This window comes from Streptomyces sp. NPDC006624, assembly GCF_040611555.1.
Lineage (GTDB): Bacteria > Actinomycetota > Actinomycetes > Streptomycetales > Streptomycetaceae > Streptomyces.
Map to the genome: position 1 here is coordinate 24,364 of NZ_JBEXOM010000017.1, position 16,517 is coordinate 40,880.

A 16,517-nucleotide genomic window follows, 5' to 3' on the forward strand; every position below is an offset into this window, starting at 1 on the left:
GAACCAGGGGGACACCCTTCATGCACGCAGACCTCTCCCGCTCCACCTTCCGGCCGGAGCGGCACTACTCGGCGGTCGTCGCCCAGCAAGGACGCGTCCAGCTCGACGCCGACCTCAACGAGCAGACCGCGATCCAGCTGCACCAGACCCGCAGCCTGGCCGCCGACCTGATCGGACCGCACGGCGGACCGCGCGACGCGGCCGGCTTCCGCATCGAGTACGTCGGCGGCAAGCACGAGATCGACACCCTCCTCATCCACGGCGGGCGCTACTACGTCGACGGCATCCTGTGCGACGCCGACCGCCCGGCGCCCGGCGTGCCCGTCACCGGCGAGGAGAACGAGCAATCCGCGCCGCAGCCGCCCGCGCACTGGACCTACTGGGACCAGCCCGACGGCTTCCGCGACCCGGAGAGGCCCGGCGACCGGCTGCCCTCGCCGGCCCAGAGCCCGTTCGTCGTCTACCTGAACGTGTGGGAGCGGTCGGTCGGCGCGGCCGAGGACCCGGCGCTGCGCGAGGTCGCCCTCGGCGCCGCCATGCCCGACACCGCCGCCCGGCTGAAGGTCGTCTGGCAGGTGCTGCCGCTGTCCCTGGCCGAGCTGGAGGTCGAGGAGACCGACCCGTCCAAGGAGGTCGTCCGGGCCGCCTTCGCCCGCTGGGCGCAGCGGCAGGCGGCCCCCTCGGCCCGGCTCGCCGCACGCAGCGAGCGGCCCGGCCACGCCGACGAGGACCCCTGCCTGGTCAAGCCGGACGCCCGCTACCGGGGCCCGGAGAACCAGCTGTACCGGGTGGAGGTCCACCACGGCGGGCAGGCCGAGGACGCCACCTTCAAATGGTCCCGGGAGAACGGCTCCGTCGTCTTCCCCGTCGACGAACTCGACGGCACCTGGGTGCAGTTGGTGTCCCTCGGCCACGACGGCAGGCTGGACCTGGACGTCGGCGACCACGTCGAGCTCACCGACACCGCCCACACCTCCCGCCTGGAGCCCCAGCCGCTGCTGCGGGTCGAGGAACTGGACCTGCCCGGCCGCCGCGTCCGCCTGTCCGCCGAACCCGCCGGGGGCGTCGGGCGCCTGGCGCACCTCAACCCGTACCTGCGCCGCTGGGACCACACCGCGGGCCCCAGGCGCAAGGGCCGCAGCACCGCCCTGCGCGGCGGCGCCGTCCCCGTCATCGAGGGGGAGTGGCTGCCGCTGGAGGACGGCGTGGAGGTGTACTTCGCCCCGGGCGGCGCCTACCGCGCCGGCGACCACTGGCTCGTCCCGGCCCGCACCGCCACCGGCGGCGTGGAGTGGCCGGTGGACACCGCCCGCCGCCCGCTGCTGCGGGACCCGGCGGGCATCGCCCGGCACTTCGCCCCGCTGGCCCTGATCAAGGGCGAGGGCAGCTCCGTCGACCTGCGTCTCGCGTTCGGCCCGCTGGCGAGCAGCATGCCGCCCGCCGACGCGGCGGCGCTCGCCGCGGAGGAGCGGGCCCGCCGCGAGGAACAGGCCGCCGAGGCCGACCCCTCCCACGGGAGGTCGCAGACCACAGCCGAGGCGGAAGCCGCCGCGGAAGGAGACCACTGATGGCCAAGCCGCTGAGCGCGTCCAAGCTCGTCGAGATCCTGCGGGCCGAGGGCCTCACCGTCCACGAGGTCCGCAGCTGGCGCACCCACAACCGCAACAGCAAGGGCCCGTGGGGCCCGGTCAACGGCGTGATGATCCACCACACCGTCACCTCCGGCACCGCCGCCTCCGTCGACATCTGCTACGACGGCTACGCCAGCCTGCCCGGCCCGCTCTGCCACGGCGTGATCGACAAGAAGGGCCACGTCCACCTGGTCGGCAACGGCCGCGCCAACCACGCGGGCCTCGGCGACGGCGACGTGCTGCGCGCCGTCGTCAACGAGTCGGCACTCCCGGCGGACAACGAGGCCGACACCGACGGCAACCGGCACTTTTACGGCTTCGAGTGCGTCAACCTCGGCAACGGCAAGGACCCCTGGCCCGAGGCGCAGAAGGAGGCCATCGAGAAGGTGGCGGCCGCGATCTGCCGCCACCACGGCTGGTCCGAGCGGTCCGTCATCGGGCACAAGGAGTGGCAGCCGGGCAAGGTCGACCCGCGCGGCTTCACCATGGACAGCATGCGGGGACGCATACGCGACCGGCTCAAGGGCGCCGGCGGCAGCAAGCCCGCCCCGGACCCGAAGCCGTCGCCCAAGCCGTCCTACGAGCCGTTCCCGGGCGCCGCGTTCTTCCACGTCGGGCAGCGCTCCCCGATCATCACCGCGATGGGCCGCCGCCTGGTCGCCGAGGGCTGCAGCCGCTACGAGGAGGGCCCGAGCCCGGACTGGTCCGAGGCCGACCGCCGGTCCTACGCGCTGTGGCAGCAGAAGCAGGGCTTCTCCGGCCGGGACGCCGACGGCATCCCCGGCAAGCTCACCTGGGACCGGCTGAAGGTGCCGAAGTCCGGGAAGTGAGCGGGTGCGCCCCTCCCCGGGGAGGGGCGCACCCGGGTCACCGGCGCCGCCGGACGGCCGCCGGGGTCAGCTGTCGCGCTCGGCGTTCTTCTTCTTCAGGCGGGCCGCCTCCTTGCGGACCTCCGCCTGGGTGGCCCGCTCCCGCTCCAGCCACTCGGGCCGCTCCTGCTTGAGGGTCTCGATCTGCTCGGTGGTCAGCGGCTCGGTGACGCCACCGCGGGCGAGACCCGCGATGGAGACGCCCAGCTTCGCCGCGACCACCGGACGCGGGTGCGGGCCGTTGCGCCGCAGGTCCTGCAGCCACTGCGGCGGGTTCGCCTGGAGCTCACCGAGCTCGGCGCGCGAGACGACACCCTCCCGGAACTCGGCGGGGGTGGCCTCGAGGTACACACCCAGTTTCTTCGCCGCGGTGGCGGGCTTCATCGTCTGGGTGTTCTGGTGCGACGTCATACCGCCAGGGTATCGAGCGCGTGCGCGGGTCCCGACCACGGCCGGTAACCTGGCCAGGTGACAGGCTCGGAAGCACCTTCCCCGTTCCGGCTCGTGTACGTCCCCGGCGTGATGCCCGACAAGTGGGTGCGTATCTGGAACGAGCGGCAGCCCGGCGTCCCGCTGGCCCTCACGCAGGTGCCCGCCGGAGCGGCGGCCGGGCGGCTGCGCGACGGGGAGGCCGACGCGGGTCTCGTCCGGCTGCCCGTGGACCGTGCGGTCTTCAGCGCGATCCCCCTCTACACCGAGCAGACGGTCGTCGTGGTGCCGAAGGACCACCTGGTCACGGCCGTCGACGAGGTGACGCCCGAGGACCTGTCCGACGAGATCGTGCTGCACCCCCTCGACGACGTCCTCGACTGGGAGCGGGGCCTGCCCGGGCAGCCCGCCTTCGAACGCCCCGCCACCACGGCCGACGCCGTCGAACTGGTCGCGGCCGGCATCGGGGTCCTGATCGTCCCCCTGTCGCTGGCCCGCCTCCACCACCGCAAGGACCTCACCCACCGGCCCCTCGCGGACGCCCCCGAGTCGAGCGTGGCCCTGGCCTGGCCGCAGGACGCGACGACGGACCTGGTGGAGGACTTCATCGGCATCGTGCGCGGCCGGACGGTCAACAGCACGCGGGGACGGCGGCAGGCGCCGGCCCAGGAGAAGCCGAAGCGCACGCCGCAGCCGCGGAAAACGTCGGGAGCGAACCGGCGCGGTGCCTCGGGCGGAGCCCCCAAGGGCGGCAGGCGGGGCGGGCCCCGCCGCCGCTCCTGAGCCCGGCGCCCTCGCTCAGCCCGCCGCCGGAGTCGGCCCCGGCCCGAAGGACGGATTGGGGGCGACCGTCTGGAAGTCCTTCAGGTCCTCGGGGACCGGCAGCACCCGCACCGGCGCACCCGCCTGCGGAGGCGGCGGCGTGGTCTGCTCCTCGGGCAGCTTGGCCGGGGCGGTGATCTGGAAGGCGACCTGCTCGTGGTTGACCAGACCGGTCTTCTCCAGAATCGTGATGTGGTCCAGCACGGTGTCGTTGGTCTGGTCGGCGAGCGCCCGCACCAGGCTGTTGCGCGTGGTGGCCCGGATCTTGGCGATCGTGGGGAAGATGCCGCCGTGCGCGACGCGCATGATGGTCACGGCGGTGGAGTCGAACTCCTTGCCGGTGCTGCCTTCCGCCGTCGCCACGAACTGCTGCTGCTGCGGCGACGGCTCGTTCGGCAGGGTGATGTTCATGTCCGTGGCGATCTTGCGGCAGGTGGCGTCCAGCCGCCCGTGCCCCACGAGCAGGTGCTTGGCGACCTCCTTCATCGCCGGTGTGGTGCCCCGCTCCATCGCCATCTGTCCCAGGGGGTACTCCCACAGGCCGGCCGCGCGCACACGGACCACGAAGTCCCGGTCGGCCTCGGTCAGCGGACCCCACTGGGTGTTGGCGATGATGCGGTCCTGGCCGGAGGCCGTGTTCTGCACACCCAGCATGCTGGGGTAGGCGAGCGCGCTGAGCGTAAGGACCAACGCACCGCCCACGAACGCGGTTCCTGCCGTGCTGCGCGAGATGCGCATCGTGCCTCCTGGGAAAGAAACGGCCCAACACCCAGAGGTACGGATGCCGACGGCGAAACAATCACCCGCGCCGCGAAAAAGTTCGACGGCCCGTGCTCAGGGCGCGTACGAGGCCGCAGCCGCCGTCCGCACCACCTGGTCGCCGTCGGCCCTGCTCAGCAGCCCGGCCGTCACCCACGCGCCGACCGTGGACCGCACCCGTGCCACCAGGGCGCCCTTGGCGGAGAACGGCGCCCCGGCCCAGATCTCGTCCAGGAGCGTGGAGCCGTCGTCCCGGGCCGGGTTGGCGACGCCCGCGTCCCGGCCGCTGAACACCACCCTCGGCTCCGCGCGGCGGAAGTAGGCGTGCGCCGGGTCCTCCGTCCCCTCCGAGAACGGCACCCACAACCTCCCGCCGAGCGTGAAGTGCAGCGGCTCGCCGGGCACCGGCTCGAACGAGGGCGCCAGATCGCCGGACAGACCGGCCCCGCCGTACAGCGCCGTCTCCAGGTACCCGGTGGCGGCGTCGCGTGCGACCAGGTTGACCGGTCCGTGGAACAGGGTCTGCAGGGACGCGTCGTCCGGGGCCTTCTCCACCCGCATCCGGAACGGCAGGGCGACGCGGACGGTGTCGCCGGCCCGCCAGGTCCGGGACACCTCGAAGTAGCTCCCCGGCCGCGGGGTCCCGGACACCGCACGCCCGTTGACGGTCACCCGGAACCCGGCCGCGGCCCACGCCGGCACCCGCAGCCGCAGTGCGAAGGAGGCCGGGCCGCCGCCGACGACCAGCGTGCTGCCCTGCTCCCGCGGGTAGCGGGTGCTCTGCGTGACCGTGACGCCCCGCTCCACCCAGGTCAGCCGGGACGGGCTGTACAGGTTGACGTAGAGGGCGCTGCCGTCGGCCTGCGCGAAGTACACCGAGTCCTGGTACTTCGTGGCGCTCTCCATGCCGGTGCCCTCGCAGCAGGTGGTGCCCTGCTTGGGCGTGTAGTCGCGGACATGACCGGGAGTCAGCCCGACGAAGTAGGTGACGAGCGGTTTCTCCGCGTCGGGCCGGTCCTGCTTGGAGCCGAGCACCTGGTTGTACAGGGCCCGCTCGTAGTAGTCCATGTACTTCGCATCCTGCTCGTGGAAGAACAGGGTCCGGCTCAGCTTGAGCATGTTGTAGGCGCAGCAGGTCTCGGCCGTGGCCGGGCCGAGGGTGCCCGCGATGACGCCCCGGGCCTTGAAGAACTCCTGGGTGCTGGTGCCGCCGATGCCGTACATGCGGTGCGGTACGACCATGTCCCAGAAGTTCTTCGCCGAGGTCAGGTAGCGCTCCTCGCCCGTCTCGTCGTACAGCCGCGCGTAGCCGGTGAAGATCGGGATGTGCTGGTTGGCGTGCAGCCCGTCGAGGACGTCGGTGCCCGCCGCGCACGCGTCGATCAGCCGGTCGAGGTCGAACAGCCGGGCCAGCGCCAGGTGTTCGGCCCTGCCGGTGCGGGTGTGCAGGTCGCAGATCGCCTCCACGATGCCGCCGAACTCCCCGCTGGAGAACAGCCCCCACATGCGCTGCAGCGTGGACGCCGGCAGCCCGGACAGCCGCGCGTGCATCCAGTCGCCCATGCCGGACGCGAGATCCAGGGCCCGGGCGTCGTCCGTGGCGGTGTGCGCGTCGAGCAGCCCCTGGAGGATCTTGTGCGCGGTGTAGTACGGCGCCCAGACCTTGGTGTAGTCGGAGGTGGTCCGGGACTCCAGGTCGATGAACTGCGTCTCCGGGTACGCGGCGAGGAACCCGGGGTGGCTCGGCCCGCCCCAGGTGCGGCGCAGCGTGGCGGCCGGGTTGCGGCCGGAGGCGTCCGCGAAGGTCCCGCCGGACGTCTCGTTCAGCGCGTACGACGCCAGGTCGCCCCGGCCGGTCGAGGCGTCGGCGGCCCGGCGGCCGGCCAGTTCGGTGATCTCGGCGGCGGTCAGCGCCCGCGAGAAGACGTTGAACTCCTCGAAGGCGCCCGCGAAGACCGGGTCGGCGGAGTAGTTGGAGCGGCCCAGCCAGTTGTTCCGGAGCGTGCCGAGCGCCGCCGGGGTGAGGCTCATCGCGGTGTCGCGGGCGACGGCGGTGCCGTCGACCCAGAGCGTGCCGGTGCCGTCGGCGAGGGTGACCGCCAGGTGGCTCCACCGGCCGGGCGGCAGCGGCGCCGTGCCGTCGAGGCCCTGCTCGCCGCCGGCGCCCGAGGCCGTGATCGCGAAGCGCGGCACCCCGGACCGGTTGCGGGCGGCCAGGTACAGGTAGCGGCCGGTGTCGTCGCCGAAGTCGAAGACGCGCGTCCAGTCCGCGTCGTGCGTGGGCCGCACCCAGACGGAGAGCGTGACCGCCGAAGCCCCGCCGAGCACCGTCGCCGGCAGGTCGACGTACTGGTGGGAGCCGCGCACCTGGTCCGCGGCGGGCCCGAACCGCCCCTCGGCGTTCAGCACCGCGGGATCGCGCCGCAGCGCCGCGCGCACCTCGGTCAGCGCCCCGACCACGGTGGCGATCCGGTCGGCGAAGACCTGCTCGCCCGTGCTCCGGTACGCCTGCGCCAGCATGGTCAGGAAGTGGCCGGTGTAGTGGCCGCGCAGGTTGCCGTTGGCCTCGCCGTCCAGGCCCTCCCAGCCGCCCGGGGCGACGGCGCCGCCCGTGGCCAGACCGGCGTTGGCGCGGAACACCTGCAGCAGCCGGTTCACGTCGTAACCGCGCGCGTGGTCCAGCATCAGCTCCCGTTTGCGGGCGAAGACGCCCTGGCCGAGGCTCACGTCCTCCAGCCCGAAGGGCCGGACGCTCCAGGCGGACGGGACGCCGGCGGCCGACGCGGGAGCCGCCGCGCCCCGCCCGGTGGCCGCTCGGGCGGGAGCGGGGACGGCCGCGGCGAGGGCCGCGGCCTGGAGAACGGATCGTCGGGAGAAGGGCCGTGCCATGTGTGCGCCTCCAGGGGTCCACGGGTCCACGGGTCCAGGTCGACGGTGTTCGGGAGCGGCCCTTTTGGCCGAGATGTCGAACACTGTACGGAAAGCCGACCAGACCCTAGGAAGGCGACGGCAGGGCGTCAACGGGCCGGGCGAGAGGAGTTCAAGAAAGCCGGGCCGAACGCGCCAGCCAGTCGTACGCGGCCCGGGCCGTGAACTCCTGCTGGCCGCCCCGGAGCAGCAGGCCCGCCGTGGCGAACTCCGGGGCGTCCGCCTGCGCAGGGACGTACGGGATCGCGATGCAGCGCATGCCCGCCGCGTGGGCCGCGGCGGCTCCCGGGGGCGCGTCCTCCAGCACCACGCAGCGCGACGGATCCGCCCCGAGCCGGCGGGCCGCCTCCAGGAAGACGTCCGGAGCGGGCTTGCCCCGCGCCACCTCGTCGGCCGAGACGACGGTCCGCAGGCAGGCGTCGAGCCCCGTACCCGCCAGCACCGCCTCGATGGCCTCGGGCGAGGACCCGGAGGCCACCGCCATGGGCACGCCCCCGGCCGCCAGCAGCTCGACGAACCTGCGCATCTCCGGGTACGCGCGCGTGGAGCGGCGGGCGAGGTCCAGGTAGCGGCGGTTCTTGTCGGCGAACAGCTCCTCGACGGACGCCCGCAGGCCGTACCGCTCCTTCCAGTCGGCGACGGTCTCCAGCGTGCTGATGCCCACGTACCCCTCGTGGTCCGCCCAGCCGAAACCGGTGACGCCGTGCGCGGCGAGCGTCTGCCGGCCCGCCTCGAAGTAGTGGGGCTCGCTGTCCACGAGCGTTCCGTCGAGATCGAAGATGACCGACACGTCGCCGAGGGTGCTCATGGTGTCAGCATGCCAAAGACCATGATCCGCAAACGGTGAGGGGTCAGGAGCGGGCAGCCCGCCCGATCGACTCCACCAGCGGCAGCAGCCGGTGCGGCACCCGCTCGCGCAGCGCGACCTCCGTACGGGTGCGCACGACCCCGGGCATGCTGATCAGCTTCTGGACGACGTCCTCCAGGTGCCCGTTGTCCCGCGCCACGACCCGGGCCAGCAGATCACCGCCGCCCGTGATCGAGAACGCCTCGACGATCTCCGGCACCGCGGCCAGCTCGTCGCCCACCTCGTCCAGGTGCCCCTGGGTCACCTCGATGTGCACGAACGCCAGCACCGGATGGCCGAGGGCGGCGGGGGACAGGGCCGGCGCCGTGCCGGTGATCACCCCCGTGCGCTCCAGCCGGTCCAGCCGCGCCTGCAGGGTGCCCCGGGCCACACCGAGGATCCGGGCGTACTCGCGCACGCTCGTACGCGGCTGCTCCAGCAGCAGCCGCAGGATGCGGGTGTCGAGCTCGTCCACGGCCATGGCGCGCCTCCTCGTCCGTTGGCTCTGTCGTGGCCGCCGACCGGCGGCCGGGGCTGTGCCGATGGCCCAGTCTAGAAGGAGCGAGTTGAGCCAGTGGTGCCTGAGGTGCTCATATGGAGGGGTCGATGGCGCTGCGGATCCCGCGGCGCCTTTTTCATGCTTGCTCATGCGCGGTGCGCGAAGGGGGCGGTAGGCGGTGCTGAAGAGGGTGTTCACGGCTCCGGATCCGGGGCGGACGCGGCTGCGGTTCGCCACGCGTGCCGTCGTCGGCATCGCGCTCGCGGTCGCCCTGTGCGGCCTCGCCGGGCACTCCCTCACGGGAGCCGTCACCGGAGGGCTGGCCGCCCTGCTCGCCCTGTTCACCGTCACCGACGCCACCGTCCGGGCCCAGGCGGTCACCACCGCCCTGCTGCCCGCCGTCGGCCTGCCCGTGCTCACCGCCGCGGCCCAGCTCCACGACCACCCGGTGGCCCGGGACCTCACCTTCCTCGCCGTGGTCGGCGCGGGCGTGTACGCGCGCCGCTGGGGTCCGCGCGGGCACAGCCTCGGCGTCTTCGCGTTCATGACCTTCTTCGTGGCGCAGTTCCTGCACGCCACCGGCGACCAGCTGCCCGAGCTGTACGCCGCGGTCCTGCTGTCCGTCCTCGCCGCCGCCGCGGTGCGCTTCGGCCTGTGGTGCTACGAGCGCCGCCTGCCCCCGGCCGTCGTGCCCGCCCCGCCGGGCGGCACCGGCCTGGCCCGCGTCACCACCCGCCAGGCCGTCCAGGCCACCGCCGGGGCGGGCTTCGCCCTCGTCGTGGGCCAGCTGGTCTCCGGACAGCGCTGGTACTGGGCCGTCGGCGCGACCTGGTGGATCTTCGTCAACACCACCTCGCGCGGCGAGACCCTCGTGCGCGGCTTCCGCCGGCTGCTCGGCACGGTCATCGGCATCGCCCTCGGCCTGCTCGTCGCCGTCCCCGTGCACGGGGACCCGGCCGTCACGGCCCTGATCGCCGCCGCCTGCGTCTTCGGCGTCTTCTACACGGCCGCCGTGTCCTACACCTGGATGATGCTCTGGGTGACCCTGCTGGCCGGACTGCTCTACGGCCTCCTCGGCGTGCTCGGCCCGGGGCTGCTCGCCCTGCGGCTCGCCGAGACCGGGGTCGGGGCGCTCGGCGCCGCCCTGGCCGTGATCTTCGTGCTGCCCGTCACCACGCACAGCGTCACCGACGCCTGGATCCGGCGCGCCCTGCGCTGCGTGCACGCCTGCGCCGTGGAGACCGCGCAGCGGCTCGCGGGGGCGCCCGGGGCCGACCCCGGCCCGCGGGTGGCGGAGCTGGAGCAGCTGCTCGGCCGGGTACGGCTCTCGGTCGCCCCGCTGGTGCACCCGCTGAACCCGATGCGCGGCCGCAAGCGACGGGCCCGGCACGTCCTCGGCCTGCTCGACGACTGCGCCCGGGAGGTCCGCGGCCTGGTCGCCGTCGCCGCCGACCCGGAGGCCTCGCACGACGCCCGTCTGGCCACGGCCTGCCGGCGCGTGGAGGCCGCGGTCGAGGCGCTCACCGAGGGCCGGGACATCGCCGTCCACCCCGACGGGGCGCCCCTCGCGGAGCCCGCCCTCGCCCATCTGCACGGCCTGGAGCGGGCCCTGGCCGAACTCGCCCGCCCGCTGCGCACACCGCCCGGCTCGCCGCTGGTCGGGGCCTGAACCCCGTCCCCACCCTTGACCCTTTGGTCTAGACCGCGCATGATCGGCTGCGCGGTCCCGCGGACGGCGCCGCACGGTCCTCCCCGGTGGCCGTGACGGACGCGTCCCGGCGGCCGTGGAGGGCCCCGGCGGACGACCGCGGGTGCCACGCGGGCGGCACAAGGGCGAGAGGGGACAGCGGTGGCGGACGGCAGGCGGGCGTTCATCGGGTCGTACACGGCGGCCGGCGGACCCGGCATCGTGACGGCGGAGGTCGACGCCGCCGGCGCCCTGACCGTCCTCAGCACCGTGAACGACGTCCCGGACCCCTCCTACCTCGCCCTGGCTCCCGACGGGCGGACGCTGTACGCGGTCAGTGAGACGGCCGTGGGCACGGTGGCCGCCTACCGCGTGCACGGGGACGAGCCCGAGCCGGCCGGCCCGCCCGTACGCGTCGACGCCAACGGCCCGACGCACCTCACCCTCTTCGCCGGGCACGTCCTGACGGCCAACTACGGCTCCGGCAGCGTCACCGCCGTCCCCGTCCGCCCCGACGGCTCGCTCGCCGCGAGCGCCTCCGGAGTCCTGCGGCACACCGGCCGGGGTCCGTGCACCGCGCGCCAGCAGGGGCCGCACGCCCACCAGGTGCAGCCCGACCCGAGCGGCCGCTGGGCCGTCAGCGTCGACCTCGGCACGGACTCCGTGCGGGTGTGCACCCTGGCGGACGGCGTGCCGGTCGCGCACCGGGAGACCGCCCTGCGGCCCGGCTCCGGACCGCGCCACCTGGCCTTCCACCCGGACGGCCGGCACGCCTACGTCGTCCACGAGCTCAGCCCGTCCGTCACCGTCTGCCGCTGGGACGCGGCCGGCGGCGTGCTGACGCCCCTGACCGAGACCCCCGTCCTGCCCGGCGCCCCGGCGGGCGACGCCTACCCCTCGGGTATCGCCGTCTCACCCGACGGCCGGTTCGTGTGGACCGCGACCAGGGGCGAGGACGTCCTGTCCGTCCTGGCGGCGCAGGACGACGACCTGCGGCTCGTCACCACCGTCCCCTGCGGGGGCCGCTGGCCGCGCGCCCTCACCGCGTCCGGGACCTTCCTGTACGTCGCCAACGAGCGCTCGGGCGAGGTGACCTGGTTCGCCACCGACCCGCTGACGGGGGTTCCCCAACGCGCGGGCTCGGTCGGCGTCCCGGCGGCCTCCTGCGTGGTCATCGCCTGACGGGACCGGGAAGCCCGCCCCCTCACGGCGAAGGCCCGCTCCGAAGCGGAGCGGGCCTTTCCGGATCACACCGGGGCGTCAGCGCACCGGCGCGCCCTGCGGCTGCTGCGGCGTGATGCCCAGCGCCGTCGTGTACTTGGCCAGGGCCAGCTTCCCGATCGCCGGGTACGGGCCGAGCGACTCGGACGCGGAGCACTCCGCCTCCTTCGCCGCCTCCTCGACCAGCCCCGGCTCGATCTCCGGGCCGATCAGGTACGGCGCCAGGGCCAGTTGCTGCGAGCCGGAGGACCGCAGCTGCTCGGCGACGGACGCGATGGAACCCTCCTGGTCCAGGGCCGCCGCCATCACCGGCACCGCCAGGCGCGCGGCGAGCAGCATGCCGGTGATCCCGGCCGCCTGCACGGCCTCGTCACCGCCCACGGACGCCAGGATGATGCCGTCGGCGGCGGTCGCCACGGTGAACAGGCGGGCGCGGTCGGCGCGGGCCAGACCGGCCTCCGAGAGCCGCACGTGCAGCGCCTCGGCGAGCAGCGGGTGCGGGCCGAGGACATCGGTCAGCTCGGCCGCGATACGGCTCTCCATGACGGCCTGGCGGACCCGGCGCAGCAGCGCGCTGTCCGGGCCGGCGAGCAGCGGCACGACGACCGCGACGGGGCCGTCGGGCGCCTTGACGTCCATCCCGGCGGCGCGCGCCTGCTCGAAACGGGCCGTGCGCTCCTCGGCGGCGCGCACGAGCACGGCCTGCAGCGAGGGGAACTCCTCGGTGTCCCCGTCGAGGTACCCGATCCGGGCGTCGAGGCCGGGCAGCTCGGAGCGGGCGATGCTCACGACCTCCTCGGCGAGGCTGCGCGTGGCGCTACTGGGCGTCCCCGGCACGGCGAGGACGAGCGCGGGCGCGCCCTCGGGAGCGACCAGCGGCTCGGGACGGCGGTGCCGTCCGGGCTGGCGGGGGCGCGGCATTCGTACTGGCAGGCCATCCGCGGGCCCAGTGGGGGAACTCATGGCGCCGCATGTTACTGGTTTCCTGGGCTCCCCTGTTCGGGGAGGGTGCAGGTGAGCGGTATCCGTCCTGTTTTGTCTGATGAGTTACGTACGATTCGGGCGCGATGGGGTCAATCACCCGATCGGGCGGTCACGGTGAGCATCGCCGGGTCACACGGCAGGCTGAGTGTCCCGGTGCTCAGCTCGGCGGCCATGCGCACCGAGCCGTCCAGCGGATCGCCTTCGGCGGGCACCCGCCGGGCCCGCGGCAGCCGCTCGGTCAAGGCCTCGTCCAGGGGGCCGAGAAGCGCGGCGCCCAGCTTGAACAGGCCGCCGGTGACGGCGACCGGCGGCTCACCGCCGGACGGGCACACCGCCGCCGCGGAGCCGGCCATGTGCCCGGCGGCCGCGCGCAGGATGCCCGCCGCGACCGGGTCCCCGTCCGCGCAGGCCGCCACGGAGGGCGCGAAGGACGCGAGCACGGCGGGCCGGTCCGGCCGTGGATACAGCGCTGCGGGAAGCCCGCGCACGGGCCCGAACATCTCCTCGGCGCACTCCAGCAACCGGGCCGAGCCGCCTTCGCGCCCGTCGTGGGCGCGCAGCGCGGCCTCGAGTCCGGCCCTGCCGATCCAGGCACCGCCCCCGCAGTCGCCCAGCAGATGCCCCCAGCCGTCCGCGCGGCGCCAGCCGGTCCCGTCCATGCCGATCGCGATGAGCCCCGTGCCCCCGGCGATCACCGCCCCCGGCCGGGAGCCGAGGGCACCGACGTACGCGGTGACGGCGTCGGCCGCCAACGCGACCCTGCGCACGCCCAGCTCCCGGGCCAGGGCGCCCGGCAGTTCGGCGCGCAGCGCGTCACCGAGCGAGGCGAGCCCGGCCGCGCCGACGACCGCCGCCTCCAGCCGCACCGGCCCGCTCTCCTCGGTCAACGCCCGCACCAGCGGGACGAGTCGCGCCATGAAGTGCCGGGGGTCGATGCCCCGCTCGCCGGTGCGGACCGGCTCCCCGGAGGAACGCCGGGCCAGCGCTCCCCGCCCTGCGGTGCCCACCACCGCCCGGAGCCCGGACCCGCCGGAGTCCACGGCGAGGAAACCGGAGCCGTCCGCCGCCCCGGTCACGGCAGACGCCAGTCCACCGGTTGGCCGCCCTGGCGGATCAGCAGGTCGTTGGCCCGGCTGAACGGGCGGGAGCCGAAGAAGCCCCGGTCCGCGGACATGGGGGAGGGGTGGGCGGACTCCACGGAGGGCAGATCGCCCAGCAGCGGGCGCACGTTGCGGGCGTCGCGCCCCCACAGGATGGACACCAGCGGCTTGCCGCGCGCGGCCAGGGCCCGGATCGCCTGCTCGGTGACCTCCTCCCAGCCCTTGCCCCGGTGGGCGCCGGGCTTGCGCGGGGCCGTCGTGAGGGCCCTGTTGAGCAGCAGCACGCCCTGCCGCGTCCACGGTGTGAGGTCGCCGTTGGAGGGCTGGGGCAGGCCCAGGTCGGCGGTCAGCTCCCGGTAGATGTTGATGAGGCTGCCGGGCAGCGGCCGCACCTCGGGCGCGACCGAGAACGACAGCCCCACCGCGTGCCCCGGGGTCGGATACGGGTCCTGACCGACGATCAGGACGCGCACGTCGTCGAAGGGCTGCTGGAAGGCGCGCAGGACGTTCGGCCCGGCCGGGAGGTAGGTGCGTCCCGCGGCGATCTCCGCGCGCAGGAAGTCCCCCATCGCGGCGACGCGCTCGGTCACCGGTTCCAGGGCCTTCGCCCAGCCTGCTTCGACGATTTCATGCAAGGGTCGTGGAGCCACGGGCGTCACCCTACTGCCGTACGGGCAGCGGAGATCAACCGGTGGCCAAGGCCCGTCCGTAACCGCTCGGGGCGCGGCGTCCGCCGCCTCATCCGACCACGGCGGCCCGCACGCACAGCACGTCCGGCAGATGCGCGGCGAGCTGCTGCCAGCTGTCGCCGTCGTCCGCGGAGGCGAACACCTCGCCGTTGCGGTTGCCGAAGTAGACGCCCGCCGGGTCCGCGTCGTCGGTGCACATGGCGTCGCGCAGCACCGTGCCGTAGTGGTCCTCCTGGGGCAGCCCCGCCGCGAGCGGCTCCCAGGTCTTGCCCGCGTCCGCCGTCCGGTAGACCCGGCAGCGGCGGCCGGCCGGGACCCGGTCGGCGTCGGCGTTGATGGGGAACACGTACGCCGTGTCCCCTCTGTGGGGGTGCGCCGCCACCGCGAAGCCGAAGGTGGAGGGCAGGCCGTCGCCGATGTCCGTCCAGTGCGCGCCCGCGTCGTCGCTGCGGTACACACCCCAGTGGTTCTGCAGGTACAGCCGGTCCGGGTTCACCGCGTCCCGGGCGACCTTGTGCACGCACTGGCCGAACTCCGGGTTCGGGTCGGGCAGGAACACCGCGGAGACGCCCGTGTTGGAGGGCGTCCAGCTCGCGCCGCCGTCCAGCGTGCGGAACACGCCGGCCGTCGAGACGGCGACCGTCACCGCCCGCGGGTCGCGCGCGTCGGTGAGCACCGTGTGCAGCCCCTCGCCGCCGCCGCCGGGCACCCACTTCGACCGCGTCGGGTGCTCCCACAGGGGACGGATCAGCTCGAACGTCTCCCCGCGGTCCTCCGAGCGGTACAGCGCGGCCGGTTCCGTGCCCGCGTACACCACGTCCGGCTCCGCCGCGGCCGGGTGCAGCTGCCACACCCGCTCCAGGGAGGCACCCGTGTCCTTGGGGAACTTGACCGCGGGCCGGGCCGGTTCGGTCCACGTCCGGCCGAGGTCGTCGGAGTGGAAGACGGACGGGCCCCAGTGCGCGCTGTCGCCGCCGGCGAGCAGGCGCGGGGTGGCGGCGCGGGTGTCGATCGCGACCGAGCACACGGCCTGCGCGTTGAAGTAGGGACGCTCGTCGAACTCCCAGGGGCCGCCGCCCCGCCTGCGCCCGATGAACAGGCCCTTGCGCGTGCCCACGGCGAGCAGTACCTCGGTCATGCCGATCACCTCCGCGGCGTCCCCTTCGACGCCTTCGTCTAGGACACCGGACAGTCTGCACCCCACCACTGACAGTGACCCCTGCGTCCGGCTCAGGTCCAGGTCAGGGCGGTGTCGGGGCCGTCGGCGCGGGTTCGGGCCTGTGAAAGAGCCCACGCCCGGGGGACGCGGTGAGCGTCCGGGGCCGATCCTCCGTATGGGGAAGGCGGCGGGATGGTCATGCGCTCGTGAGGAGGATGCCCACGATGGCGTTACGTGGTCCGAAGGTGTGGCTGTGGCGCTGGCGGCGCAATCCGCTCAAGCGCCGCGCCGACAGGATCGAGGCCTGGGTCGTGCTGGGCGTGTGGACGCTCACCGCCCTCGCCGGGCTGCTGGCCGGTACGTCGGTGAGCCGCTCGGTCGAGGACGGCCTGGCCCGGGAGCGCGCCGAGTGGCGCCCCGCCGTGGCCCACCTCGCCGAGCGGGCCCCCGGAACGCCCTCCGCCGACGGCCGCGCCTCCCACGCCGAACCGGTGTGGGCGGAGGCGACCTGGACCGCGGGGGACGGTTCCGCGCACTCCGGGCAGCTCCGGGTCCCGGCGGGCAGCGCGGCCGGGACGCCGGTCACCGTGTGGACGGACCCCGGGGGCCGCCAGGTCACCCGGCCCGTCACCGCGTCGCAGGCCCGTGTCCGGGCCGTGCTCATCGGCGGCGTGGCGGGCCTCAGCGCCGCCGCCGTCCCGCTCCTCGCAGGCCGCGCCCTCCGCAGCCGCCTGGAGTGCCACCGCATCGACCAGTGGGAAGCCGAGTGGTCCCGCTTCGGCCCGATGTGGGGGCGGACGACGGGGTGAGACGGTACGGGGCCCGGCCGCCGCGGCGCCTCGGCTGCCCGCCCACCCGTCCTGGACGACCGCACTTGCCTGAACCCCCGTAGG

Annotated in this window: 15 protein-coding genes; 6 read left to right on the forward strand and 9 right to left on the reverse strand. The window is 74.6% G+C overall.

The genetic code is table 11. The annotated features are described in order from the left end of the window. Positions 1–20 precede the first annotated feature (20 nt). Both ABZY20_RS27150 and ABZY20_RS27155 read left to right on the forward strand, forming a co-directional pair. Positions 21–1,568 carry a DUF6519 domain-containing protein gene (locus ABZY20_RS27150; RefSeq protein WP_356444515.1) on the forward strand — a complete coding sequence of 516 codons (1,548 nt, stop codon included), beginning with the start codon at positions 21–23 and terminating at the stop codon, positions 1,566–1,568. Beyond that, positions 1,568–2,461 (forward strand): peptidoglycan-binding protein, encoded by an 894-nt coding sequence (locus ABZY20_RS27155; RefSeq protein ID WP_356444517.1) that lies wholly within the window; start codon positions 1,568–1,570, stop codon positions 2,459–2,461. Before ABZY20_RS27150 ends, ABZY20_RS27155 begins: the two co-directional genes overlap by 1 nt. A gap of 66 nt (positions 2,462–2,527) precedes the next feature. On the opposite strand, the gene ABZY20_RS27160 is transcribed toward ABZY20_RS27155, so the two are convergent. Next, positions 2,528–2,911, reverse strand: a complete 384-nt coding sequence (locus ABZY20_RS27160) for a DUF5997 family protein (RefSeq protein ID WP_356444519.1) — start codon at positions 2,909–2,911, stop codon at positions 2,528–2,530. Positions 2,912–2,968: 57 nt separating this feature from the next. On the opposite strand from ABZY20_RS27160, the gene ABZY20_RS27165 reads away from it, so the two are divergent. Beyond that, positions 2,969–3,712 carry a LysR family substrate-binding domain-containing protein gene (locus ABZY20_RS27165; protein WP_356444520.1) on the forward strand — a complete coding sequence of 248 codons (744 nt, stop codon included), beginning with the start codon at positions 2,969–2,971 and terminating at the stop codon, positions 3,710–3,712. A gap of 15 nt (positions 3,713–3,727) precedes the next feature. Here ABZY20_RS27165 and ABZY20_RS27170 read toward each other — a convergent pair whose 3' ends face one another. The 4 genes from ABZY20_RS27170 to ABZY20_RS27185 form a co-directional block, all read right to left on the reverse strand. Further along, entirely contained in the window at positions 3,728–4,489 is a 762-nt protein-coding gene (locus tag ABZY20_RS27170) for a DUF4142 domain-containing protein (RefSeq protein WP_356444522.1), read from the reverse strand. Positions 4,490–4,585: 96 nt separating this feature from the next. Beyond that, positions 4,586–7,399, reverse strand: coding sequence for a beta-L-arabinofuranosidase domain-containing protein (locus tag ABZY20_RS27175; protein WP_356444524.1), 2,814 nt, complete (start codon positions 7,397–7,399; stop codon positions 4,586–4,588). 151 nt (positions 7,400–7,550) lie between these two features. Continuing rightward, the gene (locus ABZY20_RS27180; RefSeq protein WP_356444525.1) at positions 7,551–8,246 is read right to left on the reverse strand and encodes an HAD family phosphatase; all 696 of its coding nucleotides are present in this window, start codon (positions 8,244–8,246) and stop codon (positions 7,551–7,553) included. A gap of 43 nt (positions 8,247–8,289) precedes the next feature. Next, entirely contained in the window at positions 8,290–8,766 is a 477-nt protein-coding gene (locus tag ABZY20_RS27185; protein WP_356444527.1) for an Lrp/AsnC family transcriptional regulator, read from the reverse strand. 196 nt (positions 8,767–8,962) lie between these two features. On the opposite strand from ABZY20_RS27185, the gene ABZY20_RS27190 reads away from it, so the two are divergent. Both ABZY20_RS27190 and ABZY20_RS27195 read left to right on the forward strand, forming a co-directional pair. Continuing rightward, positions 8,963–10,453 (forward strand): FUSC family protein, encoded by a 1,491-nt coding sequence (locus ABZY20_RS27190; protein ID WP_356444528.1) that lies wholly within the window; start codon positions 8,963–8,965, stop codon positions 10,451–10,453. Positions 10,454–10,633: 180 nt separating this feature from the next. Further along, the gene (locus ABZY20_RS27195) at positions 10,634–11,653 is read left to right on the forward strand and encodes a lactonase family protein (RefSeq protein WP_356444529.1); all 1,020 of its coding nucleotides are present in this window, start codon (positions 10,634–10,636) and stop codon (positions 11,651–11,653) included. 78 nt (positions 11,654–11,731) lie between these two features. On the opposite strand, the gene ABZY20_RS27200 is transcribed toward ABZY20_RS27195, so the two are convergent. The 4 genes from ABZY20_RS27200 to ABZY20_RS27215 form a co-directional block, all read right to left on the reverse strand. Then, entirely contained in the window at positions 11,732–12,655 is a 924-nt protein-coding gene (locus ABZY20_RS27200) for a hypothetical protein (RefSeq protein WP_356444530.1), read from the reverse strand. A 110-nt stretch (positions 12,656–12,765) separates the two neighbouring features. Further along, on the reverse strand, positions 12,766–13,752 hold the full coding sequence (locus ABZY20_RS27205) for a BadF/BadG/BcrA/BcrD ATPase family protein (protein WP_356444531.1): 987 nt from the start codon (positions 13,750–13,752) through the stop codon (positions 12,766–12,768). Next, positions 13,749–14,426 (reverse strand): uracil-DNA glycosylase, encoded by a 678-nt coding sequence (locus ABZY20_RS27210; RefSeq protein ID WP_356444532.1) that lies wholly within the window; start codon positions 14,424–14,426, stop codon positions 13,749–13,751. Before ABZY20_RS27210 ends, ABZY20_RS27205 begins: the two co-directional genes overlap by 4 nt. Positions 14,427–14,514: 88 nt before the next feature. Beyond that, positions 14,515–15,672, reverse strand: coding sequence for an exo-alpha-sialidase (locus tag ABZY20_RS27215; protein WP_356444533.1), 1,158 nt, complete (start codon positions 15,670–15,672; stop codon positions 14,515–14,517). A 176-nt stretch (positions 15,673–15,848) separates the two neighbouring features. Between ABZY20_RS27215 and ABZY20_RS27220 the strand changes: the two genes are divergently transcribed. Next, positions 15,849–16,433, forward strand: coding sequence for a hypothetical protein (locus tag ABZY20_RS27220; protein WP_356444534.1), 585 nt, complete (start codon positions 15,849–15,851; stop codon positions 16,431–16,433). Positions 16,434–16,517 lie beyond the last annotated feature (84 nt).

What these genes read in the sequence shown, in the direction of transcription:
- ABZY20_RS27150 (WP_356444515.1), top strand. Translation starts at nt 21, where the DNA reads ATGCACGCAGACCTCTCCCGCTCCACCTTCCGGCCGGAGCGGCACTAC.
- ABZY20_RS27155 (WP_356444517.1), top strand. Translation starts at nt 1,568, where the DNA reads ATGGCCAAGCCGCTGAGCGCGTCCAAGCTCGTCGAGATCCTGCGGGCC.
- ABZY20_RS27160 (WP_356444519.1), bottom strand. Translation starts at nt 2,911, where the DNA reads ATGACGTCGCACCAGAACACCCAGACGATGAAGCCCGCCACCGCGGCG.
- ABZY20_RS27170 (WP_356444522.1), bottom strand. Translation starts at nt 4,489, where the DNA reads ATGCGCATCTCGCGCAGCACGGCAGGAACCGCGTTCGTGGGCGGTGCG.
- ABZY20_RS27175 (WP_356444524.1), bottom strand. Translation starts at nt 7,399, where the DNA reads ATGGCACGGCCCTTCTCCCGACGATCCGTTCTCCAGGCCGCGGCCCTC.
- ABZY20_RS27180 (WP_356444525.1), bottom strand. Translation starts at nt 8,246, where the DNA reads ATGAGCACCCTCGGCGACGTGTCGGTCATCTTCGATCTCGACGGAACG.
- ABZY20_RS27185 (WP_356444527.1), bottom strand. Translation starts at nt 8,766, where the DNA reads ATGGCCGTGGACGAGCTCGACACCCGCATCCTGCGGCTGCTGCTGGAG.
- ABZY20_RS27200 (WP_356444530.1), bottom strand. Translation starts at nt 12,655, where the DNA reads ATGAGTTCCCCCACTGGGCCCGCGGATGGCCTGCCAGTACGAATGCCG.
- ABZY20_RS27220 (WP_356444534.1), top strand. Translation starts at nt 15,849, where the DNA reads ATGGCGTTACGTGGTCCGAAGGTGTGGCTGTGGCGCTGGCGGCGCAAT.